Genomic DNA, 12,459 nt, shown 5'->3' with positions numbered 1-12,459 from the left:
ATGGAAGGATAGCTCGTTTAGCGCTGTTTCAATGACGAGGAGATATGTGCTGACACCATATGTTTCGATTCGGTTTTTTGGTGGACGGACATGAAATATACGCATTGAATAAAACCACCGGCAGCATAGGCAAAGCTTTGGGATTATAGGTAATGGCTTGGTCTGATAACTATAAACCCGGCTTACATTAGGCGCTTTGTAAGGGATCTCTTCTCTGCTTCACTATGTGAAGCAATTGCCGGATTTGTTCTTTGATTGGCTTCACGCTATCTCTCATCGCCGGCGCAATATCTCATCAAAATTCATACGCTAACTTCCAAGACATGACGCGCCTTCCTATGGCGCGACATTAACCCTCTGGAGGTCGTATGGAGAATTCAACCCGTCAGTATGGCGGTGAGTACGTGGCGACAAAAACCAATAATCCGCCAAAGCGTACTGCCAAAATCATGATGGCAGCCGGGGTTGGTCATTTTATCGAGTGGTTCGATTTTGGCTTATACGGCACCCTGGCGGCGATTATTGCCAGCAACTTCTTTGTCAGTTCTGACCCTGCTACCGCACTTCTGAAATCTTTTGCTGTATTTGGATCCGGCTTTTTAATGCGTCCGCTAGGCGGCTTCTTTTTCGGTTCCATGGGCGATCGTCTGGGACGACGCAAAGTGTTGGTGACGGTAATTGTCATCACCTCAATATCTACATTTGTGATGGGCATTCTGCCGACCTGGCATCAGGTGGGAATTGTCGCACCGGTGCTGTTGGTGGTGACTCGATTAGTACAAGGATTCGCCGCAGGTGGTGAGAGTTCCGGCGTAATTACCTATCTGGCAGAAAGCGCTGAGCCGCATCGTCGCGCCACGCTTACCTGCTGGAGTGAGAACTTCAGTTTCATGGCGTTTGTTTGCGGCTCTGGACTGGTGCTGCTGTTGACCTATTGGTTGGGTGAGACGGCAATGAATGACTGGGGATGGCGCATTCCTTTCCTGCTCGCAGCACCGCTCGGATTGGGTGGGTTATATATGCGCCGCAACATGGAAGATTCGGCTGAATTTCACAAGTTAAAAGCCACCGGCAAAATCGAAAAATCGCCACTGCGCACTGCCTTGAAAACCTCATTGTCGGCGTTGCTGTTTTGTACCGGTTTCGTCGTGATCAAAGCGGTCAGCAGCTGGGTGCTGCAATCCTTTATGCCCGGCTATTTGTCTACGCATCTGCACTACAGCCGTACTGATTCTTATCTCATCACCACGCTGGGCTTACTGAGCGTCGCTATTTGCATGCCAATCACGGGCTACTTGTCTGATAGATGGGGACGACGGCCGCTGATGCTGGTGGCATGCGCTGGTTTCATCCTGTTGACCTATCCCGCCATGCTGCTAATGACACAGGGATCGGTGGGCAGCTCTATCGCGGCAATGAGTGTATTGGGTGTGTGTGTTGCGTTGTTTAACGGTGGCTGTGGCGCAGCAATGGTCGAACTGTTCCCGACGGCGATTCGCTATGGCGGCATCGCGATGTCCTACAACCTGACTGTGGCGGTGTTTGGCGGTGTAACACCCCTGGCATCGGCCAGCCTGATCTCCTTAACGGGAGATCCGCTGTCACCCGCCTGGTACGTGATGATCACCGCGCTAATTTCATTCATTGCAGTGTGGTTTGCAAAAGAAACTGCCGGAAAAGTGATGAATTAACGGAAACTGGAGCCTTTATGCACATAACGAAAGTGGAGTGTTTCCCACTCAAAATCACCCCGGAGCATGCCTACCTCGGCGGTAAGCCGGACGGAACCGGCCCGGATTATTACTATCGTCCAGAATACCGCTGCGTCTACTCACGCAAGATGGAAACCTGCCTGGTGAAAATTACCAGTAGCGAAGGGCATGTAGGGTGGGGAGAAGCCCTGGCGCCCGTGGTGCCTCAGGTGATCGCAGAACTGATTAAGCAGCTGTTCGCGCCATTGTTGATAGGGGAATCACCATTCTCTGGCGGCGTGCTCAACTCAAAAATGTATGACTCCATGCGCGATCGTGGACATACCGGTGGTTATCATATCGACGCTATTGCAGGAGTGGATATCGCATTGTGGGATCTCAAGGGCAAAATTCTTGGTCTTCCGGTCCATCAACTACTCGGCGGTGCCTTTCGCGATGTGATCCCTTGCTATGTCTCGGGTTTACCTGAGCCTGATATTGAAAGCCGCAGCCGCCTCGCCAGGCAATGGCAGGAGAAAGGCTTTAATGCCGTTAAGTTAGCTCTGGGCTACGGCGTGCGAGAAGACATTAAAAATATTCGAGCCATTCGTGAAACGCTCGGCGATGAGGCGCAAGTCTTCATTGATGCGCACTGGAATTACGGTGTGGCAGACGCTACTGATTTAGCAGCGCAACTGCACACGCTGGGCGTCGGCTTTCTCGAAGCACCACTGCTGCCAGAAGATATCGCTGGCCATCGCGAATTACGTGCCAAAAGTGCGGTCAGCATTGCGTTAGGTGAAACCGAGCGTACGCGTTATCAATTCAAAGCAGTGATTGAACAGCGCGCTGCAGATATCCTTCAGCCCGATGTCGGCAGAACCGGCATTAGCGAGCTGATGCATATCGCGTCGCTGGCCGAAACATGGAATTTACGTGTGGCACCGCATTTAAGCGTGGGTCTAGGTCCTTGCATCGCCGCGTCGATCCATGTTGCCGCCGCCATACCCAACCTGTTTATGCTCGAATATCAGCCGCCAGTTTTTGCCATCGCTAATCAACTGCTCAAGCAGCCACTGATTTGCGAACGCGGTGAGTATCACCTGCCGCAGGGCGCAGGGTTAGGCATTGAAATTGATGAAGATCGCGTGCGCGACGTGATGATGGAGGCTGCATGTTAAAAGGTAACATACCCATTCTCGCCACGGCATTTGATGAGCAGGGCCAGCTGGATTTGGCATCCATTGAACGTCTGGTGAAATTTCTGCTGCAACAAGGCATTGATGGTCTTGCATTGTTTGGCAATGCTTCCGAAGGCTACGCCTTAACGCAGGATGAAAAGCAGATCCTGTTCTTTTGCGTCAAAAAGCTGGTGGGGGATTTACCGCTGGTGGCTGCTGCTGGCGGTGCTTCATCCGCTGTTGCCATTGAAGACATCAACCGGGTGCATCGCTGGGGAGCTCAGGTGGCGATGGTCAATCCGCCTTCGGTGGTTAAGCCCGGTCCGGAGGAGATCTATCACTTCTGGCGAGACATATGCCAGGCCTGCGAAATCGATATCATGATCCAGGACGCGCCTCTGATGACGGGCGTTAACATTCCCGTTTCGACGCTGGTGCGTTTGTGTCAGGACTTTCCTGCCATCAGGTATATCAAAGTGGAACAACCGCCGACGACGTTGAAAATCACTGCGTTAAAACAGGCGCTTGGAGATAGCGTAGGCCTGTTTGGCGGCTTGAACGCAGGTTTCCTCTTTGAGGAGTTATGCCGTGGTGTAACGGGCACCATGCCTGCTTGCGAATTCCCGGACGTGATTAACGCCATCCTGGCGGCATGGCAGCAAGATCGTCAGGAAGCGCAGGCGCTGTTTTATCGCTATCTACCTTTCCTGCGCTATGGAGTGCAACCGGGGATCGGGGTAGCCATACATAAAACAGTGCTGCATCAGGCAGGGATTTTTGCCAGCGATTATGTACGTGAGCCGGCGAAAAGTCTGGATGACGCCACGCGTCGGGAATTGAAAGAGATCACGAATTTCCTGCCTCTCGCCGTGTTAGGAGGACGTCCATGAACTATATCGCGGTGGATTGGGGTACCAGCAACTTTCGCGCCCTCAGCGTGCGCGATGGCGTAGTGATTAAATCTGTGCAAGACAGCTGCGGCGTCGGCAAGTGCCAGCGCTCAGCGTTGCCTGAGATTTTAAAGCAGCAGCTGCATCGGCTAGAGGATGCTTACGATGAACAAATACCCGTGCTGCTCTGCGGCATGATTGGCAGCAATATCGGTATTGCTGACGCCGGTTACCTCAACATGCCACTTAGTTTTTCGCAACTGCTGGGTAAAGGCCTGGAACTGCCGGGTATCCTGCCAAATCCGCTGACCATACGGCCCGGTATTTGCGATAAACGAGTGAATGAGATCTGCCGTGGTGAAGAGATTCAACTGGCGGGTGCGCTCACGCTTTCTGATGCCTCCACATTCGCCGCCGTCGGCACCCACAGCAAATGGCTGTGGGTTGAACGCTCGCAGCAGCAGGTCACTGAGATGCAGACCTTGATGACTGGCGAACTTTATCATTTGTTACTCAATCAATCCGTGGTGGGTAAAGGGCTGCCGGAGCAAGTTCACTCACCGGCCGCTTTTCAGGCGGGAGTCGAAACCGCGCTATCAGTGGTGCATGAAAAAGTTGAACTGGTGACGGAACTGTTTCGCTGCCGGGGCCGTTATATTCTTGGTGCTTTGGCACAGGAACAGGCCGCTTCCTGGCTTTCCGGATTGCTCATTGGATACGAAGTTGCATGCGGACATCCCAGCGGCGATAAAACGGTATGCTTTATTGGTAGTGAAATGCTTTTGCCACGTTATCGGTTGGCATGTGAGGTTTTGCATCGTCGTTATGAACTCTTAGCCGCCGAAGACGCAATCATAGCCGGATTAAATGGGGTATTTAGTTATGGTGGATAATCAGCAAATCATCGCTATCCTCCGCGGGATAACGCCAGAAGACGCAGTGCCGCATATTGCCTGCCTGGTTGAGCAGGGCATTCATCGTATAGAAATCACTACTAATTCACCTAACTGGGAAATCAGCCTGCGACAAGTCCGCCATCGCTTTGGGAATGATATCCAGCTTGGCGTGGGAACTGTCACCACAGAAGATCAGGTGCAGCGCAGTTTTGCAGCCGCTGCGGATTTTATTCTGACTCCTAATTTAAACCCGGCTGTGATTGCGCAGGCTAAACTATATGGACTTGTAGTGTACGCGGGGGTGTTTTCGCCGAGTGAAATATTCACTGCTATCGATCTGGGAGTGGATGTGATGAAAGTTTTTCCGGCCTGTTCGCTACCGAAAAATTACCCTCAACTGGTGAAAGGTCCACTCTCTCAGCCCGTAAGCTTTTCAGCCGTGGGCGGGGTAGGGGTGGAGAATGCAGCTGAGTTCCTGCGTTATTACGACAGTGTGGGACTGGGTTCTACGCTATATAAAACCGGGCAGCTCGTGTCTGAGACAGCTGCTCGTTGCGAGTTACTGCTGCAGCATCGGCAGTGATTCTCCGCTAATTTTCTTCGCTGCCGACGTAAGGTACAAACGTAAGCTCTCAATATCCATTTTTTCACTGCTGATATTCGATAGTGCGATCGCTGCCTGCATGCCGGGAATATTACATGCCAGACGGTAATCTCCCGCACCAAAATTTTTGGCAAACACCTGATGCCGACGCGACTCGTCAATATCATTTCTCAGCAGTTGATAATCGTGGATACCAATCTGGCTGATAATCTCTTCGTCGCTCATCGCTGATAGAAGCTTAATGCCGATCACCGAATCATGGACCGGATAGGACTCATAATTGCCTATGGCACGCGCAATACTCTTTCCGCCGCGGGTATGAATCAAATAGACCACCTTATTTCCACTTAGAACACCGATCACGATGGAGATGGCGTGATTCCCGCTCTCTTCAAGTAAGTCCATTACCGCATTGTAAAATGCTGAATTGTGAATCGCGTGAGCCGACAAGCGGTGGATACCGATACCTAAACTGTATTTGCGGTTGGCATCGCGCTGTACCATATCCAATGTCAGCAAGGTCTGTATCAATCGCGTAACCTTAGCTGAATCCAGTCCAAGCTCCCGTCCCATTTCACGAATTCCATGCGGACGAGTCGCTGTCGCAAGTAAGTTCAGGCAGCGGAAAGCATCGTATACTGTGCTATTCATAGATGGCCTCATTGATAACTATGGTTTGAAAATGATAAATCCTATTGTTTCAGCGTGATATGAATTCAGAAAGAGATTGTGATGCACGTAAGAAGAAAGCATTAAGAGGGATAACCAGCTTAACAACCCCGGCTCATCAATATTAGTTAGAACCGCATAGCAAATGGTGAATAATGCTCCATTCGAAAGCCCGCTACATGCCATAAAATGACACTGATCAAAAATAATAATTTAACTGGCATGTGACGTATTAATCCACTTGTTATTTTTTGAGCTATGCCATAAAACCGAATAGGAGGGCAGCCCCTCTTAAATTAGAAGGATAAATATCATGGGTCTTAAACCTGGTCCAAAACCAATAGCTAAATCGACAGGAAAGCCTGATCAGCGTCGGCGTGACAACAAAGATACTCCCGGAAATACTCCAGGATTAAAACCTAGTAAATCCACTGGGAAATAATAATATGGGAGGGTGATAAAGGTTAACTCCCTCCTATTCCCTAATTAATGGACACTCGCATCTTAAATCCTCCCACTTATAAATCGCTGTCCCCTAGGCACATCACTCACTCTTTTCAAAAAATCTCCAATCGAAGCCTCAATAACTGGCACACTAAGCGCCTCAGCATCAACAACCATCCGTAGCCCATGCCCATAAGCGAACCCCGGCAGAAATTGATAACTACAACATACATCCTGCTGTTCATCTTGTCCTATTTCTGCTCACGCTTCTCAACAAACTGCCAAAATGTCAGCCCACCAAAAATCGCATAAGCCTGTTTTTCTCGGTGTAGAAAGGTACGGCTAACGATTTTGCCTTTGCTATTCACATTGGGAATTGTTTCATATCGCGCCTCTTCTTCTTGTTCCTGCTGACTGAGCATCGCCCAGGTTTCATTGAATGCGCGATCATGTACCGCATCTTGAAACGCCAACTTAGCCGTGATGATTTCAGCATTCCAGAGATCGGCGGGATCGCGGCCGACAAAATAGATATCACTCCATGCCCAAATATGGTCAGGGTTATCTTTGTAGTATTGGATATCGCAATCATCATAGAACAACCCGCCACAACGCTGACGTCCACGATAGATACGGTTTTTAAGTTCGATGACTTTTTTACGACGCTGACGACGAGAAAGGGAAATGAAGGGGCGGTGTTTATTGAAAGGCGACATGGAAACTCCTTAACCGGCAACGCTAATGCGGCTGGAAGCAGTCCAGCCGCATAGGCTAGCAAAAGGCGAGGTTGAGGAACAGTCGTCACGGTAAGAAAATTTAACTGTACACCACCACTGTAATCCCTTCATCCGCATGCAATTAGACAACGTAACGGCTGCGCATAGGTCGCTGCAACCTCGGGAAATCCGCTATGAGCGAACAGCGGACATAATTAGCTACCTTAAACTTTATATTCCGTTGATTTTATTTTGACATTATTATGAAAATTATTCTGTCATACATGGAGTTAGACTAATGAGTATCTACCTAAGAACAGCTCAACTCTCTGATATCGAGGGTATGTTCGACGTCAGAACATCGGTAATGGAGAATCACCTGAGTCGTGAAGAGATGCGGCAGATGGGTATTACCGAAGGCGTCGTAGGCGATATGATTGAAAAAAGTCTTTGCGCATGGGTTGCGACTGAAAATAACAAAATTATTGGCTTCTCCATGATTTTGCCGGATGAAGGCTGTCTGTTTGCAGCCTTTGTTCTGCCTGAATATGAAGGCAAAGGAATAGGTCGCAGGCTTGTTAGGCTAGCTGAGCAGGAGTTATTCCAACATCATGAGATTGCCTGGTTGGAAACCGATAAAAATAGTCGAGCGGCGAAATTTTATATGCAGCTCGGTTGGGGTAATGAAACAGATCTCAATGGCACTGACATCAAATTAGAGAAATCTCGTGGCGTTTAATTCACAGCAATTTTAATCGATGTCCGCTTCTGGCACTAAGCGGACCTAAGACCGGGAACGGTCCGCTATGAGCGAGGTGCGGATGTTCGCAATGGTTGTTACCGCGAAGGATGTATTACTAACGTTGCGATGTGTTATCGAACAGGGAGCGCGCCAATCCCTGCTGCGCATCATGGTCTGGTGATGCCGTTTTCCCAGCAGACATCCTGCCTGACCACATCCGATATCGTCTAGGCCAAGCGCTTGAGCATGTGGATAGCGACTCCGCCGTTGCGTTCTTCACTGCGCTCAAATTCATAGCCTAATGATGCGTACAGGTGAAGATTCACTTCAAATAGCGAGTTCGTATAAAGCCGGACGATATCTAAACCGGCCTGAATTGCCAAATGCTCTGCATGAGCCACCATTTTTCTTCCATAACCACGTTTCTGAAAACGCGGGCTAACTGCTACGTTTTCAATGAGGATATCTTCCTTGCGCTGAATTGTTTCAACGAGCGCGGCCAGATCTTTGCCACAGAACAAAAGGTCAACTCTGTGTTCTTTGATGAATGCAGCATGATCTGACGTCATCGGAAGAGGTTCTCGACCAATCACAGGCACCCACTTGGCGTAAGCCATTCTGGTAAGTGCCGTAACAGCCTCTGCATCACTAATCGCTGCGATTCGAATCGTCTCGGTCATGGTGTTATTTCTCTCTTTATGACTTGGAGTGGCGCTGAAAATTTAACGCCTGAGTTCTTCACAGAACCGCCGCCGCTCCTCAGCGCGGTTGGAAATTAGAGGCAATTTTAAACGAACAGCGGACCGGGCATTGAAACCAGTTATGCGTGGTAACCTGATCCCTAAAGCTTTAATTTTGCTTATTCTGGTAGAGATCCCAGCGATTGCCGTAGACGTCCTCAAACACAACAACCATCCCGTACTCTTCCTCACGTGGCTCCTGACAGAAGTGAACGCCCTTAGCCTTCATAGCGTTATAGTCGCGCCAGAAGTTGTCTGTCTGTAAGAACATGAATACACGCCCGCCGCACTGGTTACCGATAAAGCTTTCCTGCTGTTCATTTGAAGCACGGGCCAGGAGAAGATTACAGTCGCTTTCGGGATTTGGCGTCACAACGACCCAGCGCTTACCCGGTTGCGGCGTGTCTTCTACCAGCGTAAATCCCAGCTTGTCGGTGTAGTACTCAATTGCTCGGTCATAGTCATCGACCACGATGGCCACATATCCCATGCATCGTTTTTGCGTTCTCATTTTTGCTCCATCAAGTTTAGAAACAGCGCCCTTGAAATTTGAAACAACTTTCTAACACAAATTAAGGCTATTACCCGCATTGATCAGTGCAAATACTAACGTTCGCTTTTGGCACTGAGCGGACATGCTCGCGTGGCAAGGTCTGCTGTGAGCGAACAGCGGACGTTTACCAACTTTAACTTGCATATACTCAATTTTTACACTGTATATAGGCAGCTACCGGCACGTTTATAAGAAACAATCGACATGCAATCTGCGTATCTACTGGAACAAAATGCGTGCCCCGTGCAATATTCCCACCAGGTATTTTGCCGGAAATAAATTTTTCAAGGCTTATTAGTATTTCATCTGAAAGATTAATTCATAGCTGCGTTAAATATCCTTTAAGAAGTCAGGAAACCGGCCCACAACGCGTTTAGATTGCTGTCACCGGTATGTAATAATCCCCCTGAAAGTGAGATGACATAAGGTTTGCCTCATGGCCCGGCCCCATAATGAATAAGTCGTGCCCGTCCCGCCGGGCTTCAGCACGGCGCGGCAGAATGTGCCGGTAAACATTCATCTGCATTTCAGTTAGTTCTGCCGCACTACCTTCAAACGGGAAGCGCAGGAACATGCATGGACTGGACGTCTTCTTCCCGCCACGCTCATCTTTATCCTCGCGACAGCCAAAGGTCAGTGTCAATCGAATATTGCCGGAGGAGCTGTCAGGCTCAAAACGTTCTGCGAACCAGGTGGGGGATTCTCCGCGAAGGAGGCGCGCCGCCTTTTTAAGGCCCTGATCACGCTGCTCCGTGTGGAAATCAATACTGTAAAGGTCGGCGCTTTCACACTGGTAGCTGAAGGTCACATCAGAAAGCGCGGGCGCGCTAAGCCATGTAGTTTCCGGTTCCGACATGGTGCCAGCGGTTGATAAAAGACTGGGCTGCAGGCCGCGAAAATGCCACTCCCTGGTCTGCCTGTAACGCGCCGGGGGCAGACAAAAATATTTTGTAAAGGTCCGGGTGAAAGCCTGCTGATTGGTAAAGCCGAACTTTTCAGCCGCATGGATAACAGGTGCGCTGGTCATTTTCAACAGGATGGCCGATTCGGACAGTCTGCGTTCGCGAATGTAGGTGGCCAGCTTCATGCCCGTTTCCTGGCGAAACAATCGCTGGAGATGCCACTTACTGTAACCGGACTTCTCTGCCACTTCGTCGAGGATGATTTTTTTATCAAGATTCTCTTCAATCCAGATAATGAGATCGCGGGTAAAACTTTTCATTTGGATTGGTCCCGGTGCATCATTAAATTACGCATCGCTTGTTACCCATGTTCATGAGCAAAAACAGATGCGTTGTTGAATGCCTGAGAAAATAAAGCCGCTGGTTATTGTCGAGTGAGACGCTTTAAATGAGGCCTGAGAGGCCTATACTCGCGCTAAGTCACGCGTGTCTGCGTCCGGGCAGGGAACCTGCCGCAAAAAATCATAACTCAACAAGGCTGGCAAAAACGTGCTCGTGAATAAAATGCCAGCATCTTACGAGCACCGGTTCTTTCTTATTGGAGGTTCTTTGCTGAAGCAATTAGCGCACTTTTATTTTCAGTCAAATATTCCCGCACCGTTTTCGCTGGCCTGCCGAGAATATAAGGAAGATCGTTTTGCACCATCGACATATAGGACATCCTGCCATCAAGCATCTGGGTAACGAAATCAATGTTTGCGTTTGCGTACCAGCTGTCAGCCCCTTGAGAGATAAGTGAATCAATCAACTGACGGAATCCTTCCAGTCCTTTGTCTTCGCACCTGATTTCAAGCCCGGTCACCTTACTCATCAGCGCGGCAATTTCTTCACCGTTCAAACTTTCCACGCTCAGCCAGTAATGCTGACCGGCATGACGCGCAGGCCCATCGAAGAGCACTTTTGCGGCTACGGCGGCAATGTCCTCGGGCGCGATATAGCCGACTCTCCGATCGCCCCAGTAAGTCGTGTAGGTGAAATTTTTGGGGATATAAAGGCCGGTGAATACATTCATAAACATATTTGGATGGAGATGCGTCCAGGCAATACCACTCGCCTCGATATATTTTTCAATCATCTGATGCCATACAAAGTGGGCATCCGTGGTATCCCATTCAGCGAACACACCCACATGCACGATATGGCTCACACCTGCCTTTTTGGCTGCATCCACCAGGGTTTTACTCTGCGTGAGCATGGCAACGCTGTAGCCGGTTAAGAGGAAAACGCGATCTACGCCCGCCAGCGCGAGCGCGAAGGTCTCCGGTTTATCAAGATCGAGATAAACGCCATCTTTTCCATCCCTGCGCAGCTGGTCTACCGTGTCTTGCTTGCGTGAAGCGATACGAAGATGAACCTCTTTGTCGTCGAGTTCTTTGACGATATGGCTACCGATAGTTCCGGTAGCGCCCAGAATCAGTACGACGGGCTTCTGATGCATTGCCATGAGTTCAATACCTTATTCAGTTTGTTGATAGAGCGTCAGAGCGTCGACACGTTTCAGGAAAGGGCATGTCTGAACCGGCCACAACGGCTGCATACCCGGGTCGCTGCGTGAGCTACATAAAGAGCGCGCGCGTCAGACGCACGGCATAGTCCGAGTCGGGATTAGTGGTGCTGTCGCCAACCCGTTCCATAATCGCCTCGATGGCGAGGTCACGACGTTTCGGCAGGCGGGCCCGCTCTGTCGCGGTCAGAGCATCCGTCAGTTCATCGCGCGTCAGGTCCGTGCAGTAGCCTGGCGAGCCTGGTTGCTGGCGCCATGATTCGCTGAGCGGTCCCGCATAAACAGCGTCGAGCCCGGTCTCGTCGACCAGCCTTATCGCCACATCCCGTTCACGCTCGCCGCTGGCAGCAACGGGAATGGCGATCCGCCCGGCTGTCCCTGCAGGGAGGCCTTTCTGTGCAAAGGAAGCGGAAGTAATGGCGTTCCACGCTTTGGCGATGGGGCGGCCAAGCTGCTCTGCAACCCACTCGCTTTCGGTTTGGCCGGCTTCGATGTCAGCGATTTCACCGTCACGTTTTGGATAGTAGTTGGAGGTGTCGATTATAACGGTGCTGTCAGGCACGCTGGCGAACAGCGGGGCGATCTTCGGAATGGCGCTGAGTGGTGTCGACAGGATCACTACGTCGACGCCCGTCAGGGCTTCAGTGGCCGTGACGGCACGGGCGCCATGAGTCAGGATTTCGCCTTCGATCGTGTCAGGACCGCGTGAATTGGCGACCTTGACGTCATGACCAGCAGCGCTGAGTTTCATAACCAGCGTTTTACCGATATTGCCGGTGCCCAGTATGCCAATATTCATGATCTCATCCTCGTTACGATTAATCGCTGTGTAATCGATGCGGTGGAGGACGGGGCGGATAAAACAAT

13 protein-coding genes are annotated in these 12,459 nt (G+C 50.3%); 6 read left to right on the top strand and 7 right to left on the bottom strand.

The annotated features are described in order from the left end of the window. The first annotated feature begins 449 nt into the window (after positions 1–449). From MWH02_RS10515 to MWH02_RS10495, 5 genes are all read left to right on the top strand, one after another. Positions 450–1,691, top strand: a complete 1,242-nt coding sequence (locus MWH02_RS10515; protein ID WP_271460629.1) for an MFS transporter — start codon at positions 450–452, stop codon at positions 1,689–1,691. Positions 1,692–1,855: 164 nt separating this feature from the next. After that, positions 1,856–2,872, top strand: coding sequence for a mandelate racemase/muconate lactonizing enzyme family protein (locus MWH02_RS10510; RefSeq protein WP_271460571.1), 1,017 nt, complete (start codon positions 1,856–1,858; stop codon positions 2,870–2,872). Beyond that, positions 2,866–3,762 (top strand): dihydrodipicolinate synthase family protein, encoded by an 897-nt coding sequence (locus MWH02_RS10505; RefSeq protein WP_271460570.1) that lies wholly within the window; start codon positions 2,866–2,868, stop codon positions 3,760–3,762. Before MWH02_RS10510 ends, MWH02_RS10505 begins: the two co-directional genes overlap by 7 nt. Beyond that, positions 3,759–4,655, top strand: coding sequence for a 2-dehydro-3-deoxygalactonokinase (locus MWH02_RS10500; protein ID WP_271460569.1), 897 nt, complete (start codon positions 3,759–3,761; stop codon positions 4,653–4,655). The genes MWH02_RS10505 and MWH02_RS10500 overlap by 4 nt, the downstream gene beginning before the upstream one ends. Further along, a complete protein-coding gene (locus tag MWH02_RS10495; protein ID WP_101761096.1) occupies positions 4,645–5,241 on the top strand; it encodes a beta/alpha barrel domain-containing protein in 597 nt (198 codons plus the stop codon). The genes MWH02_RS10500 and MWH02_RS10495 overlap by 11 nt, the downstream gene beginning before the upstream one ends. On the opposite strand, the gene MWH02_RS10490 is transcribed toward MWH02_RS10495, so the two are convergent. Both MWH02_RS10490 and MWH02_RS10485 read right to left on the bottom strand, forming a co-directional pair. Continuing rightward, entirely contained in the window at positions 5,218–5,913 is a 696-nt protein-coding gene (locus tag MWH02_RS10490) for a helix-turn-helix domain-containing protein (RefSeq protein WP_101761095.1), read from the bottom strand. The genes MWH02_RS10495 and MWH02_RS10490 overlap by 24 nt on opposite strands. Positions 5,914–6,626: 713 nt before the next feature. Beyond that, complete coding sequence (locus MWH02_RS10485) at positions 6,627–7,091, bottom strand: hypothetical protein (RefSeq protein WP_271460568.1); 465 nt, start codon at positions 7,089–7,091, stop codon at positions 6,627–6,629. Between the two features lie 298 nt (positions 7,092–7,389). Between MWH02_RS10485 and MWH02_RS10480 the strand changes: the two genes are divergently transcribed. Further along, entirely contained in the window at positions 7,390–7,830 is a 441-nt protein-coding gene (locus tag MWH02_RS10480) for a GNAT family N-acetyltransferase (RefSeq protein WP_271460567.1), read from the top strand. 230 nt (positions 7,831–8,060) lie between these two features. Here MWH02_RS10480 and MWH02_RS10475 read toward each other — a convergent pair whose 3' ends face one another. From MWH02_RS10475 to MWH02_RS10455, 5 genes are all read right to left on the bottom strand, one after another. Continuing rightward, a complete protein-coding gene (locus MWH02_RS10475) occupies positions 8,061–8,513 on the bottom strand; it encodes a GNAT family N-acetyltransferase (protein WP_271460566.1) in 453 nt (150 codons plus the stop codon). 169 nt (positions 8,514–8,682) lie between these two features. After that, on the bottom strand, positions 8,683–9,084 hold the full coding sequence (locus tag MWH02_RS10470; protein ID WP_271460565.1) for a VOC family protein: 402 nt from the start codon (positions 9,082–9,084) through the stop codon (positions 8,683–8,685). 415 nt (positions 9,085–9,499) lie between these two features. Further along, on the bottom strand, positions 9,500–10,348 hold the full coding sequence (locus tag MWH02_RS10465; protein ID WP_271460564.1) for a helix-turn-helix domain-containing protein: 849 nt from the start codon (positions 10,346–10,348) through the stop codon (positions 9,500–9,502). Between the two features lie 275 nt (positions 10,349–10,623). Then, positions 10,624–11,532, bottom strand: a complete 909-nt coding sequence (locus MWH02_RS10460; RefSeq protein WP_271460563.1) for an NmrA family NAD(P)-binding protein — start codon at positions 11,530–11,532, stop codon at positions 10,624–10,626. Positions 11,533–11,644: 112 nt separating this feature from the next. Beyond that, positions 11,645–12,391, bottom strand: a complete 747-nt coding sequence (locus MWH02_RS10455; RefSeq protein ID WP_271460562.1) for an NADPH-dependent F420 reductase — start codon at positions 12,389–12,391, stop codon at positions 11,645–11,647. Positions 12,392–12,459: the final 68 nt, after the last annotated feature.

The sequence above is a fragment of the Pantoea leporis genome, from assembly GCF_028048155.1.
Lineage (GTDB): Bacteria > Pseudomonadota > Gammaproteobacteria > Enterobacterales > Enterobacteriaceae > Pantoea > Pantoea leporis.
This window is presented reverse-complemented; position numbering and strand designations above follow the sequence as displayed.